Raw genomic sequence first — 22,521 nt, forward strand, 5'->3', positions numbered from 1 at the left:
CCGAGCAAAGGACGTTGTCATGAAGAATGCACAGCCCCTGCTGGAAGCCCGGCAGGTGTTCAGGGGCTTCTTCGGCAATCCGGTTCTCAAGGGTGTCGATATCGCCCTTTTCCCGGGCAGGGTTCACGCCCTGCTTGGGGAGAACGGGGCCGGCAAGTCCACGCTGATCAACCTTCTGTCCGGCGCGCTGCAGCCCGACGAAGGTACGATCGCCATCGACGGTGTGCCTGTTGCACGTCTCACGCCTGCGTCTGCGCGGGCGGCTGGCATTGCCGTTGTGCAGCAGGAATTGAGCCTCGCCGGCGATTTGTCCATCGCAGAGAATATCGGTCTTGGCGCGTATCCACGTCGCTTCGGCTTCATCGACTACCGGGCGCTCCAGAAGGGCGTCGGCGAAGTCTGCGCGATGGTCGGGCTTACCGAGCCGCTCGACACGCCCGTTGCCAATCTCGCACTTGGTCGCCGCCAAATGGTGGAGATTGCCAAAGCATTGTTTCGTAAGCCGCGCGTTCTCATTCTCGACGAGCCGACTTCGTCGCTTTCGGCACACGAAGCCGGCATTTTGTCCCGTTTGATCACAACCCTTCGGGACCGTGGCGTCGCGCTGCTTTATATTTCTCATCGGCTCAATGAGGTCCAAGCGCTCTGCTCCCACGTCACTGTGCTGAAGGATGGCAGTGTTACTGCAGACCAGTCTCTCGACGGCATTGACGGTGAAGGTCTCGTGAGACTGATGGTTGGGCGCGAAACCGGCGAATTATTCCCTGCGCGGCCGCCTGCCAATCCAGGTGCCGTCAGCATCAGCATCGAAGGTTTTTCTGCCGGTCAGGTGCGCGATGCGAGCTTTACTGCCCGCTCCGGCGAGATCGTCGGCATTGGCGGGCTCGTCGGGCAGGGGCAGGAGGATCTTCTGCTCGGGCTTTACGGCGCCATTCCGGCCAAGGCCAGTCGCGCTGACATTGACGGGAAGCCCGGCTTGAAAAACCGGGTCGCCGATGCAAACGCGGCCGGTATCGCCTATGTCCCGGCTGACCGCAAACATGAGGGGCTCGTCCTGCCTCATTCGATCGCGTCGAACATCATTCTGCCATCGCTCGGACGGCTGGCGCGCGGCGGCTTGCGAGATCGCAGCGCCGAAAGCGGGCTGATCGTCGAGCTTGCGAAACGGTTGTCGATCAAGGGTGATGTTGCACGCCCTGTCCAGGCCTTGTCCGGTGGAAACCAGCAGAAAGTCGCACTCGCCAAATGGCTGCCGCTCGATCCGAGCGTGTTCCTTCTCAACGACCCCACACGTGGGGTCGACATTGAGACCAAGCGAGAAATCTATTTGATGCTGAGAAACTTCGCGTCCGAAGGGCGGCTCGTTGTTCTGGTGAGCTCTGATACCCCGGAACTCGTCAACCTGTGCGACCGTGTTGTGGTCCTGCGCGAAGGCCGGATCGTTGCGGAACTAACCGGGGATGCGATGACCGAAGAGACTATCGTTGGCGCGGCGATGGGCGTTACCGGCAAGGAGAAAGCCCTATGAGCGCAACGGCCTCAAACTGGCTCTATGGAGCTATCCAACGACGGCGAAATCGCGGTCTTGGTGGTCTCTATCTTGTGGTCGCAGCCTTCCTGCTTCTCTACGCGGTGCTGTTTCCAGGCATTTTATCTGTCGGCGGCTTCTCCAAGTTCACACAGAACTGGTTCCCGCTTGCACTTGTCACGATGGCGCAGGCGTTGCTCATGTTGAACGGAGGAATTACGCTCGCAATTGGCCCGCTTGTCAGCCTCGGAGCCGTGATTGCCGCAACGACCATGAGCGGCGCCCTTGGTGTGCCTGGCGGGTTGCTCGCAGTTGCCATTGCCGGATTGGCGATCGGTACGATAACGGGTGTCATCGTTGCTTGCCTCAGGCTTCCGGCGATCATCGTTACGCTGGCGGGGTCCTTTATCGTTGCAGGCGTGGCACTCATCCTCTTGCCGCGCCCCGGTGGCTTCGTTCCCGACTGGCTGTCGAACGCGCTTGCGGGACACACCCCGACTGCTTTCGTGCTCCTCCTCGTGATTGTTATGCTGTGGAAGCTGTTCCTCGCCACGCCACTCGGTCTTGGTATCTATGCCGCCGGCGATAATCCCCTTGGGGCCTTCCGCTCCGGCGTATCCGTCGAGCGGGTCAAGATCACGTCATTCGCTCTGTCGGGTCTTCTTGCAGCACTCGCCGGCCTCTTTGTTGCAGCACAGACGGGATCGGGTGATCCGGTAATCGGGACGCCGTTCACGCTCAACTCGATCGCCGCCGCAGTATTGGGCGGGGTAGGCTTCCTGGGCGGGAGGGGCACCATGCGCGGTGCGATCTGCGGCAGCCTTCTCTTGTCGGTCATGATCAATGTCATGTTCTTCCTCGGCTTTCCACCCGTTGCCCAATATGTCGCGCAAGGCCTGATCATCGTCGGCGCGGTAGCCGTGCCGCAACTTCTCGCACGATGGAGGGCAGGACGGTGAGTATCGTCAGGACCGTATTGCGCAATCCGCCATTACTGACCTTCCTCCTGGTGGTACTGGTCTGGATCACCGCTAGCCTCACCTTGCGAGGTTTTGGCGCCTATGGGCATCTTCGATATCTGCTGGAGCTTGCCGCAGTGATCGGCATTGCTGCGGCTGGGCAAACGCTGGTCATTCTCATGGGAGGGATCGACCTTTCTGTCGGCGCAGTTATCACCGTTACTGCAATCCTGGTGCCGCTGATCTCGCCAGCCTGGGACCCGACCGGGTTGGTCGGTGTCGGCCTGGCACTCCTGATGGCGGCAGGCATCGGCCTTTTGAACGGAGCGGGCGCGACCTATCTCAGAGTACCCCCCATTATCATGACACTTGCCATGGCGACCTTTCTGCAAGGGCTTCTTGTCATCATCGCCGGCGGAAGTGCGGTCACCGTGCAGAACCCTGCTGTGATCTTGCTCGGCCAGGCGCGGCCGCTCGGCGTCCCGGCCGGTGTGTTGCTCTGGATTATCGTGGCGGTCATCGTGCTCGTCCTCATCCATCGGATGCCGATTGGGGCTCGCTTCCTGGCACTTGGCGCAAATCCGCTCGCCGCCCGACTTTCGGGCGTCAGCATCACCCGCAATACATTGATCCTCTATGCGCTTTCCGGTTTCTTTGCGGGGCTCGCGGGGATCTTGCTGCTCGGCATGAACCGGCAGGGTTACGTTGGCCTCGGCGATCCCTATCTCCTGACGTCGATTGCGGCCGTCGTGTTGGGAGGCACCTCTATTCTGGGTGGCCGGGGCACCTATGCAGGCACTATAGCGGGCGCAATCCTGCTGGTGACGACGACTGCGCTCATCACTGTCGTCAATGCTTCGCCCGGCTGGCGGTCGATCATGTTCGGCACACTAATCCTGGCGCTTTTGCTGGTTTCTGGACGTGAGGCGCGTCGATGACACACCGCTATGATGGGCCGGTGATCGACCCGCATCATCACCTCTGGGATCTCTCCTTGAAACGTCATCCGTGGCTGGAAAAGGCACGTGGAAACAGGGAGGAGATGGTGTCCGGCAGCCTCGCCCCGATCCTGCGAGATTATGGCGTCGAGCAATATCGTGCCGATGCCGCCCGCCAGAACATCGTCGCAAGCGTGCATGTCGAAGCCGGCTGGTCGGACGATCATCCTTTGGAGGAAAGCCGTTGGCTCGATGGACTGGACCACGGTTGCGGGATAGCCCACCGTTATGTTGCCCGCGTCCCCCTTGATGCTCCCGGTGCTGCTGAGCTGCTTGAGGTGGAGGCCCAGAACTCACGCGTTGCCGGCATCCGCGATATCGTTAGCTGGCATTGCGAACCTGGCAAGAGCTTCTCTCCGCGTCCCGGGCGCATGGCCGATCCGGGCTGGCGGGCGGGCCTGTCGCATGTTTCGCGGCTTAACCTCGTCTTCGACCTGATGCTCTATCCATGGCAGATGGACGAGGCCTGCGATCTCGTGCGCGCCTTTCCGGCGACGGTTTTCGTCCTCAACCACTGCGGCAGTCCTGCCGACCGCACCAAGGAGGGCTTGGCGAAATGGCGCCGCGGGCTACAGTTGCTTGGTGCAGAGCCGAATGTTCGTCTGAAGATTTCCGACCTTGTCGCCTATGACAATCGCTGGACGTTCGAAAGCCTGCAGCCCGTGATCGAGCACTGCCTTGGTTGCTTCGGCCCTTCGCGTTGCATGTTTGCGAGCGATTTCCCGGTCGCCGGCCTGCACGCCTCGTTCGACGAGGTCTACGAGGTCTTCCGCAGGGCTGGCGAACCGCTGTCAATCGATGAGCAGCGAGCGCTGTTTTTTACCACTGCCAATGACACCTATCGGCTGGGGCTTTCCAACACCGCCTCCGTCCGAGGAGAACAGAATGTCTAGTACTGCCCAAAATGCATCAGACAATCCGTTAGTTGACGATCGCGTCCGTGGCTTTCCTCCGGGGCACGCGCCTTTGGCACTCGATGCGATCGGCGGGCAGGGTTGGAAGCCCTATGCCGGAAAAATGGCTTTGCCGCTAATGTCGCTCGATGAGCCTGCATTCTCTGGCAACGTCAAGGCGATGATGGCCTATGTGAGGGATCATGGCATCGAGATCGCTCCGCATGCCAAAACACCGATGTCGACTGCGATCGCCAACACGCTTCTGGCGGCGGGTGCGTGGGGAACCACGGTCGCAGATATTCGACAGGCCAGCGTTTTTCTGAGAGCAGGTTTTCGCCGGCTGATACTCGCCAATGAAATCGGCGGGCTGGCTGCCGCCCGTCGCTTCGCAGCCATGGTCGCCGGGTTTCCAGACGCAGAGTTCCATATCTTTGTTGATTCGATCGATGCTGCGAATGCTCTTCGTACAGCATGGGCGGAGCGTGACGATCTGCCGGCCCTCGGGCTCCTTGTTGAGTTTGGCGCTGGTCGTGCAGGTGCGCGTGACCTGAAAACAGGGACCGCAATCCTGGATGAAATCCTTTCAGCGGAGACTTCGACGGTCCGATTGAGCGGGATTGCTGCCTACGAAGGGGCAGCGGCGACGGCCGATCCTGTCGAGACCGTCAACCGCATCAAGGGATTGATGGCTCTGATGGCCGACTTTCTGCCCCGGGTACGCACGCGCGTCAGTGACGCCCGCCGGCTGCTCGTGACCGCAGGCGGATCGGTTTATTTCGATATGGTCGTGGATGGGCTCGGCGACGCGGTCGCCAGTGACCCCAACTGCGTCCTTGTCCTGCGCAGCGGCGCAATCTTCTTTCACGATCACGGCGTCTATAAACGGGGGCTTGCGAGCCTCGATGCGCGGCGCGGCTTTGTCGTCGGCGGCGCCGTGAGATCGGCTTCGGACGAATTCGTCCCCGCCTTGCGGCTCTGGTCAGAGGTCCTGTCACGGCCTGAAAGCGGTCTTGCGATCGCCGGCATGGGAATGCGCGACGTTGCCAGCGATCAGGATCTCCCGCGGCCACTGGCGCTTTATCGCGACGGTGAGCGCGCCGCAGACCTGACAGGCGCCGAAGTGCTGCGGCTGAACGACCAGCATGCCTTCGTGAAGCTTCCGGATGGCAGCGATGCCAAGGTCGGCGACGTCATCGAATTCGGTATTTCGCATCCTTGCACCTGCCTCGACCGGCACGCCATTCTCTACGGCCTCGACCGGGAGCAACGGGTAACGAAGGCTTATCTCACCAGCTTCGGCTGATCCCGACTCCAAAAGAGTGAAAAGGAAAACTGCCATGCTCCAGCGTTACAAGAAGGGCACGCGCATGAGTGAGGCCGTCAGCCGCGGAGGCCTCGTCTGCACCGCTGGCCAGGTCGCTAACGACCGAAAGGCCGGTATTGGAGCGCAGACAAGCGACGTGCTCGCCAAAATCGGCGCCTTGCTGAAGGAAGCTGGTGCTGACCGATCCAAGCCGTCGCGTGCCTGTGTCGAGGCACGATTGGCCGATCCAGACCGGCGGGGCGAAATGACCGCCGTCGCGGCCCTCCAGGTGCCTCGGCCCTTCGAACTGCCCGACGGGAGACGACATGCATAGTGGCATCACCAATCCGATTGATTTTTCGCTGGACGGCCGGCAGGCCGGCAACGTGACGATCCCGTTTTCGATCGATCGATCGCCTTATTATCAAATTCGCGTTCCGATCCTACGCCTGAAAAACGGAGAGGGGCCGCGCGTTCTCCTGATGGCGGGAAACCATGGTGATGAATACGAGGGAGAACTCCATCTCGGACGGCTCATGCGCCTCCTCGACGTGTCGAAGCTTCACGGCGCCGTCACCATCTTGCCGTTAGCCAACCTGCCTGCGGTGATGGCTGCGAAACGCTGCTCTCCATTCGATGGCGGAAACCTCAATCGCGCTTTTCCCGGCGACCCGACCGGTACGCCGACGGCGCGCCTGGCGTATTTTCTAGAGGAGCAGCTTTTTCCCGCTCATGACGTTGTTTTCGACCTGCATGCGGGCGGCACGTCGATGGCGCATTTGCCTTGTACCCTTGTTGAGCGGCAGGGGGATGCCGCTCGCTTTGAGCGCTCCGTCGAGCTCATGCGCGCCATGGGTGCGTCGCATGCTTTCATCGCCGATAATGGGCCGGCGGCGCCGACGTCCATGGGGGCGGCCGCACGCGCCGGCGCGATCGGGCTGTCTGGGGAATTCGGCGGTGGAGGCACGGTCACACCGCAGACCATGGCGTTCGCGGCGGCTGCTATCGATCGCCTCCTTATCGCGCTCGGCGTCCTTGAGACCCCTGTCCTTTCTCGCATACCGGTTCCGGCACCCGGCGCGCTCCAGCTGTTATCCCTGTCCCGTCACAGCCAGGGAATCTATGCTGAGAGGCGAGGGTGGTTTGAGCCAGCAGTGGCCCTTGGTGCAACTGTCGCCGCGGGTGACCTCGCCGGCTGGTATCACGATCTGGAAAGGCTGGATCAGACAGAAGAATCGCTTCGCTTCGCCGAAGGCGGCATTGTCATCTCTCACCGCCTGCATTGCGACAGCCAGGCCGGTGACTGCCTGATCCAGGTCGCGGAACCCATCAGTGGCTGAGGAGACAGACCAGGACCCAGACCATGATCGGCGGTGCACGCATCATGGCAGTTGAAGGTGCGGCTGGCCGAACCTGTGCGGTGCGCCGCTATCGGCCGCTGGGTTGCGCAGGGCGCCAGAGTTTCCTGCCAAAGCAAGGTCAGATGTCTCCGTCAACGGTGAGCCGGTGATGGCCTATGGCACTCAGACCGGCCGGAGGCCGGGCCGGTCACCTTGGAGCTTAGGCGCCCGGCCTCCCTTTGCGACGTCTGCCGCTGCCTTCACCCAGTCGAGACGCGGGGCGGGGATCAGGCCGTAATTGTAGAAGTTGACGCCTTCCGCACCAGCTTCGATGGCTGCCTTCACCCGTGCGACGAGGATCTCGGGGCTGGCTACCTCCGGATAAAAGACCCGGAGACCCACACCGAGAAACTTGTCCGGCCCGAGCGCCTCGCGGCCTGTCCGGATGACCTCGGCAACGGCTTCGGGTGTCGCGTCGTAGCAGCAGAGGATGGCGCCGTCGCAGAGCTTCCCGACGACCCCGAGATCGACGCCCCCGAGCCAGCCATCTTTCAAGTCGATCAAAACGATCCGGGTGGAGAGATCGGCGGCGGCCTTGATCTCGCCGATCAGGCTCGTCACCGGTTCCGTCCGCCAACCGAGGAAGGCATGAAGTTCGGGATGAGCGCGGAAGGCATCGATGCCTGCCTCAGGAAAATCGGGAAACTGCACCTCAGGCACCGCGCGCTCGCAAAGCTCGGCGATGAAGCGCGAGACGGCTTTGCGGGATGCCTCGATGGGGACGTCGGCCTTGGCCGCCCGCGCCATGCAATGTTCACAGAAACACAGAGAAAGGAGGAAATCGTCTTCTGCATTCAGTCCGACACCATCCTTCTCATGATGGTACTCATGCGCGAAGCCCATGAAATTCGGGCTTTCGAGTTCAAGCATGTCTGGGCGATAATTGGTCGTGATGTCTCTGACGAGTGTCACCACATAATCGCGCGCGGCCGGGCTGGAAGGACAAAGGTTGTAATAGTTTGCGTTGCCGAAGGCGTTACGTGTCACATGGTCCGGGTGCAGCGCGCCAAGACGGCTGTTATGTAGGCATACGGTCCAGCATGAGACCTTGAGCTTGGTCTCGCTCCGCTGCTCGGTAAGGGCCTTCAGCATATCGCCGCGTTCCACGGCATTGCGCGCCATTAAGGGCTGGATCGTCTTACCCGCCCAGAGCGTCTGATCCGGCTGAAAATAGACTGTACCATCTTCAGGGAAGTAGGCCTTCTGTTTCGGGCTTCGAGGCTGCAGGAAGCGGCCTGCATGATAGGATGTTGCGAGGCTAACCGTGCCCAGCCCAGCGCGGTCTTTCAACTCGGTGGCAAATGCCGAAATTCCTTGATCCTGAACGTCCCAAGGGTAGGTCCACATGGAAAGATGCATTGCTTCCTCTCAAACTCTCTGCCTGTTGTTCGAGACTAATCAAATTATTGATTTAGATCGAGTTTTTTGTACGCGTCACTCTGACTGGTACTCAAACCTATGCATCTGCCTCTGTCAGGGCGAGCACCTTGCCAGAACGGTCATCGAAAGCTCGTACGGCTTGCGCCCGGCATTGGTTTGATTTTGATCTTATAGACTGCCATCGCCCAGCGATTGGGCAGCCAAACAGCCCCGTTTCGTTTTTCTGGACTCCAGAAGCGCGATAGTAAAACTGTGTGGTCCCGGCTCAAGTGGGCGGGACCTTCATCAGGTCATCACTCAAGCGCAACAGCGCGCCGCCGACATTTTCCTCCACATGCGACGGTTTGAGCACGCTGCGATCGGCACGATGGAAAGCCCGACGACTTTCGACTTATGCTGCGGCCGCCGAAGGCAGGGCGACGTTGAGCTTACTTTGCTGCGACAATCGCTTCGGCCTGAATGACGCGCAGCTCGATCTCGTGTTTGGTCGTACCGTTGGCAGCATTTGTGAAGCCGTCGATATAGTCTGCCAAGGCATGATCCGTGGCAATCGCTGTCGGTGCGCAAGGAAGTCAGTTGGAGAGGTCCGCAAGGCAGAAGCAATTCTCACGAACGTTGCCAATCGGGTTCTTTGCGTCGCTGCTGATCGAGCCTCGCCCGCCGGGCTGTTTCAGCCTGCAATATGCCCCAGTTGTGGAGCCCGCTGCGACGACTTCGCTCTCGACGGATGCACCTGATAAGGATATTGGCGAGCACAAGCCACCATGACGCTCGTCAGCGTCGCCTCCTTCGCTACGTTCAAGGTACTGACAACATGAAAAAGCCGCAACGAAACTTCGTTGTCGAATTCAAATCCGGGCGTCGGCGGCAGGCGTCGAAACCGGTCTCGATCTGGGGTAATCTCGATCTCAAGGCTGTTTCGGCTGCAGTCAGTGCTGACATCTCCGGTGACGCTGGTCATCCGATCGCAGACAACGCAATTTCTTCAACCCACGGGTCTCCCGAACTGGTGCCCGTATTGACAGCGCCACTGGAGCAGCCAACAACAGTGTTGGCACCACAGGAGGGAATTATGGCCAACGAAACAAACGCGACCGTCAACAGCGACCCCGTGATCAGTGAAGCGGTCACAGCCTCGGAGCCGAAGAAGCAGCGCGCACCGCGCGCCAGGAAGGCGGTGCCGGAGACGGCAGGTGCCGATATCAAGGTGGAGTCCCAGGCGCCTGTTGCACCGGCAAAGCGGGGCAGGCCGGCACGAACTGGCAAAACCACGCCGATGGCCGCGGATGTCGCCGGCAAGGCGAAGCGGGTCGGCAAGACGCGCGCTGCAAAGTCCTCTCCCGCTGCGGTAACGGCACCGATTTCGGTTGCCGACGACATGGCCGAGCTGCTGCGGCTGGAGGAAGAAAACCAGATGCTGCGCAAATCGCTTGCAGAAAAGCTTCGCCAGGAAAACGCCGATCTGCGCAAGCGCCTCGGTCTTGCCTGACGGCCTGACCGGCAACCTGAAACGTGCCGGCGACCGCCGACCGTATTTTGATCCGGCTCCCATGGCCACGAGCATCGGCGGTTTGTCGGTAGTCGATGCATGCGAAGGGCGGCTCGGCGGCCGGAAACAAGCGCGAGGTTGAGGAACGATGGTGGCGTCGCCTTGGAAATTTCTCGTTGGATTGACGAGACGACATGGCAAGGACAATGAACGCACGACCGTCGAGGACAGATCCGAGACGCCGGCAGCTAATGAGACTGAGGAGCCGGCCGGGCTGCAAGCGGCTGCGCCGGCGCTGCCATCAGACAATGGGCAGGATGCCGCCGCTGAGGTCGCTGCGGGTTCGAACGCCACTGGCGACGTTCCCAATATCGCGAGGGTCGTCGAAGGACCGTCCGCTGAGGTCGAGGTCGATGATCTGGCCTCGATGACCGGCCCCGGCTCGCAAACGACGTCTGTCGAGGGTTTGGCGACAACGAGGTCCCGCAAGGCGCGCGCGCCTCGAAGGAAAAACGTGTCTGCCGGGATCGGCTCAACACCATCGACCGCTGCCGTCGTGTCCAACGAATTCCAGGACCTCGATGACGAGATCCAGCAGCTGCGCAGTCAGTTGGCGAAGAAGCTGCAACGCCAGAATGCCCAGCTGAGACAGATGCTGGAGCGATTTGAGCGATAGAGCGGCGACGACGCCGATCCGGACACTGACGGTCGTGGTGGCTAAAATCGCCGCCATCTTGAACGTCTCGCACCTGATTGCCCAAGCGCTCCGCCCTCAGTTACCTGGCTCAATCGGCTTGGCTGGGATGCACGCGCCGGACTGACCCGGTGCTTTGTGACGATACCCGGTCGTTCCGCTCGAGGCTCGCATTTCGAAGTCGACAATAGCGATGTCGCGAAACTCTGGCAGTCGCTGGCGACATACTCGATATCTCCGGCCAGGCGGACATGGGTTGTCGGCCGTCGCCTCATCTGGACGCGTCATGGCAAACGCAGTCGTCGATCTCAGGTGATCGCGACGCCTCGGACGGCAAGAACGCATCGAAAGTATCGAGCGGCACCTCACGTTTTCCAGTGTGTCCTTCGTATGGCCGGATGGATTGTGAAAGACGCTCTCGATGCGCGCATGACTAGGAAAAGATGCGCCCTTGGACCAGTCTCATGAAGGTCCACATAGTCCATTTGATTATGGCTATCCGGAACGCTTTTCGTCATATTGCGTTCACCTTTAGTTCAGGAGGAGGGGCGGATATTTCCTCCACGTCCCGAGCAGAGGAGATTGGTCATGCACAAGCTAACCCTGGCAGCGTTTGGCTTAATTACAGGGTTTTCCGGGATTACGCCATGTCAGGCATTTCCGGCAATTAGCCCGCCCCAAATCGGAGTGCCGCAGCAGGCGGTGCCAGTGCAATGGCGTCACGGAGGCGGTCATTGGAATGGCGGCCATTACGGCGGCGGCTATTGGAATGGCGGCCACTACGGCGGCTACCACCATCACCATGGGTCGGACTGGGGCTTGGCCTTGGGTGGCTTGGCTTTCGGTGCGATCATTGGTGGCGCATTGGCGCAGCCGTACTACGGTCCGTACTATGACACATATTATGGCTCTCCCTACGGTTATTACCGGCCGTATCGCCAGTATTATGGCCCGTCGGTCGCCTATGAGGGTGGCAGCCATGTGAGTTGGTGCTATGCGCGCTACCGTACATACAGGGCGTTCGACAATACTTACCAGCCGTACTACGGACCGCGCCGCCAGTGCATAGGTCCCTATTGATGCACGAAATGGCTTGACGCTTTTGATCAAGGTCGTCGTCACTGCACGGACCTGGATGAATGATCCGCGCCACAGGTTGATACGCCTGCAAATTCGAGCAAGCATTCGTTCAGTAAATGAGGGCCGCGTGGGCGTCAGAAACTACTTGATCGAGGGCGTTTCCGGGACTGACAAGACTTCCGCCGCCACCGACCTGGTCTTTACGAGAATCCAGTGGATCATCTTCCACTTGACGCTGTCCCGGGCACGTTCGAGATGTCCGGCACGATCCGAGCGGTTGATAAGCGTTCGCTTGAGATGGCCAGAAAGCGTAACAGTGGTTCGAAGTTTCAAGCATGGCGCCCGTAGCACGGGACAAACGTTGCGGCATCAGGGGCGAGTGAAGCCTTCTTCATGCGCGGTCTGATCCTGCGCTTCATCGAGCGGGACATTCTTGTTCGGGCCATGAGCTTCGCCCGACGCTTCAGTTGGAATACGGGCACAGAGAGTTTCATCAACCGATCTCCATTCCGAGCCAAACACAATCCGTCCTCGTGCGACGCTCGAACGATGGTTCGATGATTTCCTGGGACCCCCTACGCACGATACTTCTCCGATCGGAGGGAGGCGCGGGTGCCAGAACCAGCGGTCATTGCGCGACGCCAACGTGCTTGCGATTGGCGCGCGTGTTGTGGGGGAAGGGCTGGCGCTCGATATCGTAGATGTCTTCCTGGCCGCCCGTTTCGAGGGCGACCGTCATGCGACGCGGGTGGACATGATTGGGGCGCTGGAGGGGTAGCGCCGCTACGCTGCACGGGCGACGTGGCGCTGGCCACAATGGTCATGCCGTCCGGCAAAATGCCATCAACGTCAGAGTTTCTGTTCCGACGTTGACATAGGGGGGCCGACAACCGTCATGCCATGTTCTTCTGAGAGCGACGCAAACTCGGTCGCCGACAGAGGTCCTCGGCGGCTTCCTTCACGGAAGAAAGTTTCCATCGTCCCCGCTGGCGAGAACATGATCAATAGCCGTCCCGTCTCCGTTATATTGACGAAAGCATGCGGCACCAGTCGGGGGCCGAGCAGGCCGTCGCCTTCGCGAAGGCGATGGACAGCGTCCCCTATTTGGATGTCGAATTCTCCTTCTAGCACCAAGAACCATTCATCTTGTGCATGGTGAAAGTGGAGAGGCGGTCCACCACGAACTGTACGAACCGTGTCGAACACGCAGATCTCCCCATGCGTGTCTGCTGCAGAGACCTTGCAGAAGAAGGTTCCATTGAGGAAGCGGATCGGGTCCTGGACGCGATCCTGGTCCTTTAAAACGGGCAACGAAAGCGAATTAGGTTCCATCCCTCCAACTCCCCTAGGCGCGAACGCGGTAGGATGCTGCCATATCTGCTCCATATTTCAACTCCGGTTCGGCTCGATCATCCGAGGACGTTGGTCGCCTGCAACAGTACCTCCGAAAAGTGGGTCCCCGGTCACCCGTTATCAGCTGACGGAAACAGGCGACGGCATCGCCTACCGCCGGCTTTCGCCCGGCATAGTAAAAAACGGTGTGGCGCTTCCGGCCTAGGGAAGCCGGATTGAGAGGTGTTTCGATGATCACCAATTAAGGTCGATCGGTCCGATTGCCCACCCGGAGAGCTTAGTTTCAAAGGAGCGGAATTCCGCTGTTCTAAGCGGATATATTGACATATATGCAGATATAAGATAAATGGCGTATATCTGGCTAAAGTGGATATGAGTCATGGATGAAGTTCGCAATCCTTTCGCTCCTGGTGCTGGATCGCAGCCGCCCGAACTTGCTGGCCGTGACAAGATTCTTGAAGACGCACATGTCGCTGTCCAGCGATCCATTCGCGGTAAGCCGACCCAGTCGCAGATACTACTTGGTCTTCGCGGCGTCGGAAAAACCGTCTTGCTAAACAAGATTGAGCAGATCGCGGAAGAACATGGGCACTTAACGTCGATGATTGAAGCGCCGGAAGGGATTCCACTTCCAACCCTCCTTTATCCTCGCGTCCATCAGGTTCTTCGCAAGCTCAGCGTCATTGAACAGGCGAGAGCGACTGCTTTCAGTGCGATGCGAGCACTCCGAAGTTTTGCTGCGATATTCAAAGTTGAAATGGGGGACTTCGCCCTGTCGGTCGATCCCGAGACGGGGACTGCGGATAGTGGAAACATTGAATATGATCTTTCCGAATTGTTCGTCAGAGTAGGGGAGGCTGCAAAGGCAGCAGGGCGCGGTTGGACGCTTCTAATCGATGAAATCCAGTACATTGGCGAGCGGGACTACGCCGCATTAATTGTCGCTGTTCATCGGACAAACCAAAAAGGGCTTCCCCTCTTGTTCTTCGGCGCCGGCCTGCCTCAGGTGGCAGCCCTTTCGGGCGATGCAAAGTCATATGCAGAGCGACTGTTCTCCTATCCCTCTGTCGGCGCTCTTGACCAAAAGTCGGCAGAACTTGCAATCAAGAATCCGATAGAGGAAGAGGGTGAGCAGATTGAAGTCGACGCATTGCATTCCATTGTCGCAAAGACCCGCGGCTACCCCTATTTCCTTCAAGAGTGGGGCTATCAGGCTTGGAACACGGCAGATCATTCGCCAATAGACGCCGCAGACATCGATCAATCTTCACAGAAGGCTTTGCGACGACTGGACGACGGATTCTTCAGAGTGCGTTTTGACCGCCTGACGCCGCGCGAACGTGAGTACGTCTGCGCCATGGCGAAGCTCGGTGACGGGCCGTACAAGTCAGGCGACGTTGCGGATATGATGAAAGAGCCACCCAACAAACTTGGGCCGATGCGGGCAAGTATCATCAAGAAGGGCATGATCTATAGCCCTTCATACGGCGACATAGATTTCACGGTTCCATTGTTCGGCGACTATTTGGTTCGCAATTGGATCGAAGCCAGGGTCACGAATGCGCAGCAGTAAGGACCAGGGCAAGCAGGCAACAGACGGCCATAGTCGCTTCCGTCGACATAGCGAATAACGAAGCTGTTGATGGGACAAGCGCTATAAAATACGCGCTTGCGGACGCCGTGGCCCTTGACGGGCGGTGACGGCGCCATTCCTGATCGCGGGGTAGCGGAAGGTTGGGTCAATGGCTACAGCGCGGCCGGGGACCAAGTCTTGACGAGAGCAGTGTTAAGCTTCATTGCCTGATCAGGCCCGCACGCAAAAAAGTTGCGCTACCCCTTGGCAGTCAGAGATCAATAAAGGATGATTCGAGATGGCGTGCGTTTCGCGGCAGCGAGCCGACGCGAATAATCTACCGCGGGAGATTTGGGCTCCGCAATGATTGAGATGCAGGTCCGGACCTGCATCTCAATTCGTTTCTCACTGGAATGAGTAATCAGCGGGTACCATCTGCGTTTCTATGGCGAAGGTAACTTCGTCACCGAGTTCGGGGATTGCGAAATCCAATCCCCATTCGCTGCGGTGTATCCTGCCGGTTGCCGAGAAGCCGATCTTCGGGACGCCCATCATCGGGTGCTCGGCCATCGAGCCGTTGAAGGTGACGTTAAGGGTTGCCGGATGCGTCTCACCGCGGAAGGTGAGGAGGCCTTCGACGGTGCCGGTCTTTTCGCCCGTCACGTGGATCGTCTTGGAAACGAAGGTGATCGGCCTGGCTGCCAGGAAGCTCTCCTCTCCGCCGATTTCCGCGTCGAAGTCGACCTTTTCCGGCCAGGGATAGTCCGTGCGGATCGAAAGCGGGTCGATCGTGACCGAGAGGGTGGAGGTTTCCGGTTTTTCCGGCTTCCAGTCGAGCCGCGCATCGACTTTCGTGAAGCGCGCGGTGTAGTGCGACAGGCCGGAATGGTTGAACGACCAGTTGAAACTCGAATGCGAGGGGTCGGTCTTGTAGGCCCCGCCCGGCGCCGGATCGGTGGCAGCGGCAAGGGCGACGGTCCCGCCCAAGGCAAGAGCAAGGGCAAATGCAGTCATACGGAGCATGGATGTTTCCTCGGATTGGAATGATGCGGGGTATCGCCTCAGGCGGCCTTTTCGCGGCCGATGGCCTGGAGGCGTTCCCAGACCTGGCCAGGTTGTGGAATGTCGAGGTCGAATACGGTCTCGAACGTGTCGGCGAGATGGTCGGCACTCGTGATGTGCTGCTCGCTGAGGCTGTTCGCCGTCACGCGGCGCAGGCAGTCGTTCTGAAGGGCGACATAGCCGTCCGCCGTGTGTCGCAGGACCGCGAGCGCGTTGGTGAACGGGGAGGCGGGATCCTGCGTCAGCCAGCCATGTGTTGTTACCAACGCGGCTTCGTCGCTGTGGTCGGGCCGGAAATCGAAACTCTTCGCGATGCCGCGCACATGGTTGTTGAAGCGGAGCCATCCGCCGTCCGCCGGCATGATCGAGAAGTCGAAGCCGCGCTGGCTGATCGACCCTACGGCAAGCGGCACCGGCTCGATGATAGCGTCCGCCACACCGACTTCGGCAAGATAGGGACGGTCGAGGTCGACACGCAGCGTCAGATGATTGCCGATGGCCATGTCGCCGAGCTTTTCCCGATCGACGCCACCGCAAAGACGGGTCACACCGAAGCCGAGTGCTGCAAGCGCGGCGCCAAAGAGGCCGTTCATCTCGTAGCACCAGCCGCCACGCCGCCTTTTTACCATCTTGGCGAAGGCTGCAGCCGGTGTAATCGCGGAGGGCCATCCCATGAAGGCGTCCAGCGCCTCCCACGTAAAGCTCATCAGATGAGCGCGGTGCAACCGCGACAGGCTGCGGATGTCGAGACGCGACGGCCGCTCGACCCCAATTCGGGCCAGATAGGCATCGAGCTGCGCGGCTGTCAGGGGCATTCCGTTTTCGTTTGAAGGGACATGTGTCATCCTTCGGTCTCCTTTCGGTGGATCGTTGTTGAGGGTCCGGTTGTGTGTTTGGCGTCGTTCAGGCGACTTTGCGGTCGTCCTCGGGCGGGAAAGTCAGGCCGAAGCCCCTGGCGACCGAGGCGATCTGCTCGGATGTTTCCGGTTTGCAGAGCTCGACGATCGGAAAGAAGCTTTCGAACCCGCCAGGCGTAACGATGACCATGAGATGGCCCTTAGTCTTCCCGACATTGCGGAAGCGGTGTGCCACACCGCGCGGCAGTGCGATGCAACCGCCTTCCGTGAGTTCGACATAGTCACCGGCGCACCAAAAGCCGAATCGGCCGGCGAGGACGCGGAAGAACTCGTCCTCGCGCTCGTGCACATGCAGAGGCGGGCCTTCGCCGGCCGGCACGAAGGCCTCGAACATGCCGAGCGAACCGCCAGTAGTGGCCGCCATCATGCGGATGACATGCTGACCGAACGCCATCGCTGGCGTCCCATGCCCCGGCGGCGAAACCGCCGCATAGGTGAACTTCTTCATCTCTCTCTCCAGTTCGGACGCATCGATTTTCGATGCTTTCACTCTTGCGGCAGGACGCGGAAATCGTGTCCTCGTCCCGGCGTGCGGGGCGTGGCTTCGACGTCTTTCGCTTGGGCGGCGGCAATGCCGCCGAAGGCGGGCAGATGATGCTATCCAGGCCGTCCAGCCGGTACGGCGTTCTATAGCGTGCCGCGAAAAGCGGCGTTCCTAAATGAATGTGCAAGCCGTGCCGAATATCCTAAAAGTTTGCTAAGAAGACTGGGACAAGCAATGGGGGACGGCAGTGAGGCTCGACGATAGGCTCCTCGATTTCTTCAATCAGCCGCTGATGTGCATCATCGCTGTGGCTGACGAAACCGGCCGTCCTTCGGCAGGACGCGGCGTCGGCTTCCATCTCCTGGAAGACCGCGAGACGATCGACGTCATCTTTTCCGCCTGGCAGTGGCCTCGGCTTGAACCCTGCATCCGAAAGACGAGGCGGATCGCTGCCACCTTCGTCAGCCCCTCTGACTATGTGAGCTTCCAGCTGAAAGGTTCCGCCACAATGCGCAGCACGGAAACGTCCGACCTTGATCGCGCCGGCCGTTTCATTGCGGCCGCGACGGACGAACTTGAATCCCTCGGTGTGTCCCGGCGCCTCATCGCGCCATGGCTGACGGCGCGCGAGGCGCGTGTCGCCCGGTTCTCGATCAGCGAAATCTACATCCAGACACCCGGCCCGCTCGCCGGCATGCTGGCAGGCACGAGGTCCCCATGACCATACAGCTCTGCGATCTTTCTGCCTGCTTCGAAGGTGTCATCCCCTCCATCATCGCGACCGCCGCGGCCGATGGTATGCCCAACATCTCCTATCTCTCCCACGTGGTGCGGGTCGATGAAGAGCATGTCGCGCTTTCCAACCAGTTCTTCGCCAAGACGGCGGCAAATGTCCGCGCCAATCCCAAGGTTACCCTGATCCTCGTTGACGGCTTTACCGGTGACCAGTTCGTGCTCGACATCGGTTTCGTGCGTTCCGTGGATGCCGGCGCGCTGTTCGACAAGATCGCCCGTCAGCTCAAGGCAAGCAGCGTGCAGGTCGGCATGTCGGACGTCATGCGGCTTAGGAGTGCCGATATTTTTCGGGTACACGGGATCGAAAAGGTTCCCTCGCCGGTTGAGACCGCGCCGGCTATGGCCGGCCGTGCGCCCGTTAGCCTGCCTGCTCTTTCGCAGGCGATCAAGGCCATCGAGCAGCAGGCGGAGGCCGACGAGATCATTGATAGCCTGCTTGGAGCCATCCAGCGCGTCCTCGGATACAGTAATGCGCTTGTGCTTATCCAAGACAACTATCGCGGCTGTTTGATCACCACCGGCAGCATCGGCTACGAACGTTCTGGCCTCGCATCGGAAATCATCGCCAGTGAGGGATTGATCGGCGCTGCGGCAACGGGCGGCCTGACAATCAAGGTCAGCGACATGAGCCGCGTGCGTCGGTTCGGCGAAGCGATTGGTCTGGAGGCGGAAGCGGCTGAAAATACGACGCGCACCGTCGCTTTCCCGCAATTGCCGGCGGCCATGAGCCAGATCGCAGTCCCCATGACTGCCCGCGGCACGGTGACGGGCGTGCTCTTCATCGAGAGCACGGAGCGGCTTGCCTTCCGTGAAGAGGACGAGGCTGCTCTCGAAATCCTGGCGGGGCAGGCCGCCAGCGCTCTCTGGGCCAGCGAACGGGAGGCGGGCGCCGCCGAAACGAGACAGGTAGCTCCGTTGCTCGAACCCGTTTCCGGACGGGAGATTCGCATCGCCCATCACCGCTTCGATGACAGCGTGTTCATCGACGGCACCTACATAGTGAAGGGCGTCGCCGGCACCCTGCTGCGCCTGATGCTCGAATGGCATCTGAGCGATGGCAGGAGCGAATTTACGAACCGGGAAATGCGGCTTGCGGCCGGCGCCCGCATGCCGGAGATCAAGGACAATCTCGAAACCCGGCTCCTGCTGTTGCGTCGCCGGCTCGAAGAAAAGCACGCGCCCATACGCCTCGTGCGCGTCGGCAGAGGCCGCGTCCGGCTCGAGGCGGAAGGCACTCTCATTCTCGACGCGACCGCAGGCGATTACCCATGAGCCAAGGACCGCGACATGGAGCCGGTGTCGGATAAAGGTGATATCCTGTGTCGGGTTGCAAAGACCACACGCAGGTTCAAATCCTGCCCCCGCAACCAATTCCCACGCTACACTATCCCACAATAGCCGGAAATTACGATCCCGTACGCCAGAGAGCTGGCTCGGGAAATTTGAACAGTAAGCGTCTAGCCGACCCCATCTAGCGGCGGTGGCGGCTGGTCCGTGTGGCGTATGTTATGCGGCGCTACGGTTCCATCTACATGGTTTCAATGTTCCGTCCGTTGATGATAGTCTCCGAAAGTATCATTTTGGATGACTATTTGAAAAATCCTTGAAAATCAAAAGCGTAGAATTTCGCCGGTTTTAACTACGGTCGTTTTTATGCACAAAAATATTTATTCTTTTGATTTTAATGCCTTGATGTACTTGTCAATAATAGAGTGGGCAAAAATACGCGCCGACGATCTTTCCGCCCACGATGGACCTGTTGTCGCCGGGGACGGATGGGGTGATCGAATGAGGCCGGGTCTCTTCCCGCAAGCTGATTTTTGTGATACGTATCCTCGGATGATAGGATTTATTCTCCGAGCTAACGTATCATGACGGAACCCGCGTCCCAACGCCAGATTGCCCGAACCGTGCTCAGGCTCCACGGCATTGCGCGCCTGACCGAGCTGCGCGCTGAGGGCGTGACTGCCGCTACCATGAGCCGTATGGAGCGCGATGGTGAGGTGCTTCGTCTTGCACGCGGTCTCTATCAGCTCCCTGACGCCCCGCTCGACGCACACCATAGCCTCGCGGAGGCCGCCAAGCGCCTGCCGAAGGGCGTTGTCTGCCTTGTCTCGGCGCTGGCGTTTCATGAACTTACCGATCAGATGCCAAGGCATGTGTGGATGGCCATCGGCCAAAAGGATTGGGCGCCCAAGATGGAGGGCGCGCCGGTACGACTGGTTCGTTTTATCGATCGACTGCTCACCGACAGCGTTGAGACCCACACCGTCGAGGGTGTGCCCGTGAAGGTGTTCAGCGTCGCCAAGACGATTGCAGACTGTTTCCGGTATCGCAACAAGATTGGCCTGTCCGTGGCGATCGAGGGGCTTCAGGAAGCGCTGCGCCAACGCAAGGCAACTCCGGACGAAATCGCCAAACATGCTGAGCGCGGTGCTGTCGCGACAGTGATCCGGCCCTATCTCGAGGCATTGATCGCCAATGGCTAAAGAACTGAAGAATGTCGGAGCCTCGGTGCGTGCGCGTCTGTTGCAATTCGCCAAGGCGAGCGGCCAGAGTTTCGATCTCGTCCTCACGCGCTTCGCCCTCGAACGGCTGCTCTACAGGCTCGGACAATCTCCGCATGCCGACCGCTTTGTTCTCAAAGGCGCCATGCTGATGATGAGCTGGTTTGATGACCCGCATCGCGGCACGCGCGATCTTGATCTGCTGGGCTTCGGCGAGTCTGAGGCCGAACCTATGCTGGCGACGTTCCGCGAAATCATGTCGCTGGAAGCTGCCGATGGCGTGGAGTTCGACATTGCGGCGCTGCGCATCGATCGCATCCGCGAGGAACTGGAATATGGAGGGTTGCGGCTCCGCACAACGGCCTCGATCAGCGGCGCCCGCATCGGTCTGACGATTGATATTGGCTTCGGCGATGCGACGGAGCCGGGTGCCGAAGTACTCGACTATCCCTCGATGCTGGAGTTTCCCGCGCCGCGCCTTCGGGCCTATGCGCGTGAGACCGTTATCGCCGAGAAATTCCAGGCGATGGTGGCGCTGGGGCGCGCCAATAGCCGAATGAAGGATTTCTACGATATCTGGATTCTCAGCCGTTCATTTGCTTACAATGATGACAGGTTGGCGCGGGCGATCGCGGCGACCTTCGCGCGGCGTGGAACCGCAATTCCTGTGGAACTGCCCGATGGGTTGACGCCGGCGTTTGCTGAGGATGACCAGAAGCAACGGCAATGGAAGGCATTTGTCGAGGGCGTCTCCCATAATCCGGGAACGCTGACGGATGTCCTCGCAGACATTGCGCCATTCCTGATGTCTCACGCAAAATTGGCGATCGACATTGACGGCGGCGTCCGAAACGGCTGAGCCATCGGCCGTCTCACTTCTGCCTTACAGGCCTATCTTTCCGAAATCGTATGACGTCGGTGAATCGTCTACGCCGCTGTGCGAAATAGCCCGCTGCGGTCGCCAGCAAGAAGAATTTTTAGTAAGTCATTGAGCGGTTGCGTCGATCGCAAGTTAAGATGAGATCCTGCCCCCGCAACCAACGATTCTTGTGAAAGCAAGGCACCCAAAACCCCGGCCTCCGAAAGGACGTCGGGGTTTTTCTTGTTCGCAGCAAACCGCAGGATCGCGGCCAGGTCGCCGCGCAGCACGATCGCCAGCTCGGCCTCGTCGGGCACGAGCGCGCCATTCGATGCAAACTGTTTCACACGTCATAACCGAAACACAGCCCGACACCGGACTTGCCGTCCTCGACGCGGCCGCGCAGCCCGCGGCGCGTCTTATCGGCCAGGTCCTTCAGGAAGAGGGCGTTCATCGTCCCCTTGAGACCGACATGCAGATGCGTCACGTCGCCTTCCGACAACGTGACGATACGCACGCCGCCGAAGGCCATGCGCTTGAACAGTTCCGCGATATCCTCCTGGTCACGGCTCAGGCGATCCATCGCCTCCGCGAGCACGACGACGAATTTGCCGCGCAACGCATCGCTGATCAGCTCTTGAATGCCGGGTCGCAGCAGCGATGCGCCGGAGATCGCCCGGTCGGTATAGCTGTCGACGACCGTCCAGCCCTGCTTTTCTGCGTGCAGGCGACAGACCCGCAACTGATCCTCGATCGAGGCGTCTCGCTGATTGTCCGATGAGTAGCGAGCGTAGAGCGCGACCTTCATGAGGCGACCTCCTTACTCCGGGAGGCGGTCTCGCGTCCGGTTGTCTGTTTCGGCTTGAACGAAGTCCCGTGCAGCCTGTCGCGCCAGCAGGCGGACCAAGTTGACGAGGCGTTGATCGGGTTTCGACGACGCAGACACAGCCGGTTCGCGGGCCGCGTCGGCGACCACACGAAGCTTGCCGGCTGTTGTACGTCTTGGTCGCGCCACGATCGCGTCCTTGTCCTCGCGCGGAAAACTCCGCTTCGAGACAATGATGCCAAGTGATTGCGCGCTGGCAAGGAGAAAATCGATTGTAAATCAATGGCTTGTGTCGCGATTGAGCGAATGCTGGCGAGTGGCAGCGTAGTGGCGGGGCACGGCTCGACAGCTATCGTAGCAATAATATTTTTGTGATCGCCCCCCTTGAGAGAGAGGCGTCTTGCCATGATGGCAACCG

At 59.9% G+C, this 22,521-nt stretch carries 22 protein-coding genes and 2 pseudogenes; 16 read left to right on the plus strand and 8 right to left on the minus strand.

All coding sequences use genetic code 11. From position 1 onward, the window contains the following. Positions 1-19 precede the first annotated feature (19 nt). The 7 genes from NBG89_RS23250 to NBG89_RS23280 are packed head-to-tail and all read left to right on the plus strand — an operon-like array spanning position 20 to position 7,024. Positions 20-1,528 carry a sugar ABC transporter ATP-binding protein gene (locus NBG89_RS23250; RefSeq protein ID WP_431324433.1) on the plus strand — a complete coding sequence of 503 codons (1,509 nt, stop codon included), beginning with the start codon at positions 20-22 and terminating at the stop codon, positions 1,526-1,528. Next, complete coding sequence (locus NBG89_RS23255; protein ID WP_431324434.1) at positions 1,525-2,487, plus strand: ABC transporter permease; 963 nt, start codon at positions 1,525-1,527, stop codon at positions 2,485-2,487. Before NBG89_RS23250 ends, NBG89_RS23255 begins: the two co-directional genes overlap by 4 nt. After that, positions 2,469-3,425, plus strand: coding sequence for an ABC transporter permease (locus tag NBG89_RS23260; RefSeq protein ID WP_431324435.1), 957 nt, complete (start codon positions 2,469-2,471; stop codon positions 3,423-3,425). Before NBG89_RS23255 ends, NBG89_RS23260 begins: the two co-directional genes overlap by 19 nt. Next, positions 3,422-4,378: an amidohydrolase family protein gene (locus tag NBG89_RS23265; protein ID WP_431324436.1), complete on the plus strand. Its 957-nt coding sequence runs from the start codon at positions 3,422-3,424 to the stop codon at positions 4,376-4,378. Before NBG89_RS23260 ends, NBG89_RS23265 begins: the two co-directional genes overlap by 4 nt. Beyond that, positions 4,371-5,684, plus strand: a complete 1,314-nt coding sequence (locus tag NBG89_RS23270; protein WP_431324437.1) for an alanine racemase — start codon at positions 4,371-4,373, stop codon at positions 5,682-5,684. The genes NBG89_RS23265 and NBG89_RS23270 overlap by 8 nt, the downstream gene beginning before the upstream one ends. A 34-nt stretch (positions 5,685-5,718) precedes the next feature. Then, positions 5,719-6,018, plus strand: coding sequence for a RidA family protein (locus NBG89_RS23275; protein WP_431324438.1), 300 nt, complete (start codon positions 5,719-5,721; stop codon positions 6,016-6,018). After that, positions 6,011-7,024, plus strand: coding sequence for a deacylase (locus tag NBG89_RS23280; RefSeq protein ID WP_431324439.1), 1,014 nt, complete (start codon positions 6,011-6,013; stop codon positions 7,022-7,024). The genes NBG89_RS23275 and NBG89_RS23280 overlap by 8 nt, the downstream gene beginning before the upstream one ends. A gap of 183 nt (positions 7,025-7,207) precedes the next feature. On the opposite strand, the gene NBG89_RS23285 is transcribed toward NBG89_RS23280, so the two are convergent. Beyond that, on the minus strand, positions 7,208-8,443 hold the full coding sequence (locus tag NBG89_RS23285; RefSeq protein WP_431324440.1) for a hypothetical protein: 1,236 nt from the start codon (positions 8,441-8,443) through the stop codon (positions 7,208-7,210). 835 nt (positions 8,444-9,278) lie between these two features. Here NBG89_RS23285 and NBG89_RS23290 point away from each other — a divergent pair. The 3 genes from NBG89_RS23290 (at position 9,279) to NBG89_RS23300 (ending at position 11,727) form a co-directional block, all read left to right on the plus strand. After that, on the plus strand, positions 9,279-9,953 hold the full coding sequence (locus NBG89_RS23290; RefSeq protein WP_431324441.1) for a transcriptional regulator: 675 nt from the start codon (positions 9,279-9,281) through the stop codon (positions 9,951-9,953). A 181-nt stretch (positions 9,954-10,134) separates the two neighbouring features. Further along, complete coding sequence (locus NBG89_RS23295) at positions 10,135-10,629, plus strand: hypothetical protein (RefSeq protein ID WP_431324442.1); 495 nt, start codon at positions 10,135-10,137, stop codon at positions 10,627-10,629. Between the two features lie 606 nt (positions 10,630-11,235). Next, positions 11,236-11,727 (plus strand): BA14K family protein, encoded by a 492-nt coding sequence (locus NBG89_RS23300; protein ID WP_431324443.1) that lies wholly within the window; start codon positions 11,236-11,238, stop codon positions 11,725-11,727. A gap of 141 nt (positions 11,728-11,868) precedes the next feature. Here NBG89_RS23300 and NBG89_RS23305 read toward each other — a convergent pair whose 3' ends face one another. Beyond that, on the minus strand, positions 11,869-12,060 hold the full coding sequence (locus NBG89_RS23305) for a hypothetical protein (RefSeq protein ID WP_431324444.1): 192 nt from the start codon (positions 12,058-12,060) through the stop codon (positions 11,869-11,871). Between the two features lie 292 nt (positions 12,061-12,352). Between NBG89_RS23305 and NBG89_RS23310 the strand changes: the two are divergent. Then, positions 12,353-12,505 (plus strand): annotated as a pseudogene (locus NBG89_RS23310) (RpiB/LacA/LacB family sugar-phosphate isomerase); the annotation flags it as partial. A gap of 71 nt (positions 12,506-12,576) precedes the next feature. Here NBG89_RS23310 and NBG89_RS23315 read toward each other — a convergent pair. Then, entirely contained in the window at positions 12,577-13,059 is a 483-nt protein-coding gene (locus tag NBG89_RS23315) for a cupin domain-containing protein (RefSeq protein ID WP_431324445.1), read from the minus strand. Positions 13,060-13,459: 400 nt separating this feature from the next. Here NBG89_RS23315 and NBG89_RS23320 point away from each other — a divergent pair, with 400 nt between their 5' ends. Beyond that, positions 13,460-14,653 (plus strand): ATP-binding protein, encoded by a 1,194-nt coding sequence (locus NBG89_RS23320; protein ID WP_431324446.1) that lies wholly within the window; start codon positions 13,460-13,462, stop codon positions 14,651-14,653. A 405-nt stretch (positions 14,654-15,058) separates the two neighbouring features. Here NBG89_RS23320 and NBG89_RS23325 read toward each other — a convergent pair whose 3' ends face one another. Genes NBG89_RS23325 through NBG89_RS23335 form a run of 3 tightly spaced genes read right to left on the minus strand, consistent with a single transcriptional unit; the run spans position 15,059 to position 17,080 of the window. Next, complete coding sequence (locus tag NBG89_RS23325; RefSeq protein ID WP_431324447.1) at positions 15,059-15,676, minus strand: YceI family protein; 618 nt, start codon at positions 15,674-15,676, stop codon at positions 15,059-15,061. Between the two features lie 38 nt (positions 15,677-15,714). Further along, positions 15,715-16,560 carry an arylamine N-acetyltransferase family protein gene (locus tag NBG89_RS23330; RefSeq protein ID WP_431324448.1) on the minus strand — a complete coding sequence of 282 codons (846 nt, stop codon included), beginning with the start codon at positions 16,558-16,560 and terminating at the stop codon, positions 15,715-15,717. 58 nt (positions 16,561-16,618) lie between these two features. After that, the gene (locus tag NBG89_RS23335) at positions 16,619-17,080 is read right to left on the minus strand and encodes a cupin domain-containing protein (protein WP_431324449.1); all 462 of its coding nucleotides are present in this window, start codon (positions 17,078-17,080) and stop codon (positions 16,619-16,621) included. 283 nt (positions 17,081-17,363) lie between these two features. Between NBG89_RS23335 and NBG89_RS23340 the strand changes: the two genes are divergently transcribed. The 4 genes from NBG89_RS23340 (at position 17,364) to NBG89_RS23355 (ending at position 21,277) form a co-directional block, all read left to right on the plus strand. Next, positions 17,364-17,837, plus strand: a complete 474-nt coding sequence (locus NBG89_RS23340) for a pyridoxamine 5'-phosphate oxidase family protein (protein WP_431324450.1) — start codon at positions 17,364-17,366, stop codon at positions 17,835-17,837. After that, positions 17,834-19,183 (plus strand): GAF domain-containing protein, encoded by a 1,350-nt coding sequence (locus NBG89_RS23345; RefSeq protein WP_431324451.1) that lies wholly within the window; start codon positions 17,834-17,836, stop codon positions 19,181-19,183. The genes NBG89_RS23340 and NBG89_RS23345 overlap by 4 nt, the downstream gene beginning before the upstream one ends. 599 nt (positions 19,184-19,782) lie before the next feature. After that, positions 19,783-20,400: a type IV toxin-antitoxin system AbiEi family antitoxin domain-containing protein gene (locus tag NBG89_RS23350; protein WP_431324452.1), complete on the plus strand. Its 618-nt coding sequence runs from the start codon at positions 19,783-19,785 to the stop codon at positions 20,398-20,400. After that, entirely contained in the window at positions 20,393-21,277 is an 885-nt protein-coding gene (locus tag NBG89_RS23355; RefSeq protein ID WP_184711142.1) for a nucleotidyl transferase AbiEii/AbiGii toxin family protein, read from the plus strand. The genes NBG89_RS23350 and NBG89_RS23355 overlap by 8 nt, the downstream gene beginning before the upstream one ends. Positions 21,278-21,345: 68 nt before the next feature. On the opposite strand, the gene NBG89_RS23360 is transcribed toward NBG89_RS23355, so the two are convergent. Both NBG89_RS23360 and NBG89_RS23365 read right to left on the minus strand, forming a co-directional pair. After that, positions 21,346-21,624: a hypothetical protein gene (locus NBG89_RS23360; RefSeq protein WP_431324453.1), complete on the minus strand. Its 279-nt coding sequence runs from the start codon at positions 21,622-21,624 to the stop codon at positions 21,346-21,348. After that, positions 21,624-22,085 (minus strand): annotated as a pseudogene (locus NBG89_RS23365) (recombinase family protein); the annotation flags it as partial. The pseudogene NBG89_RS23365 and the gene NBG89_RS23360, both read right to left, overlap by 1 nt. Between the last annotated feature and the right edge of the window lie 436 nt (positions 22,086-22,521).

The sequence above is a fragment of the Rhizobium sp. YTU87027 genome (genome assembly GCF_050644135.1).
Taxonomy (GTDB): Bacteria; Pseudomonadota; Alphaproteobacteria; order Rhizobiales; family Rhizobiaceae; genus Rhizobium.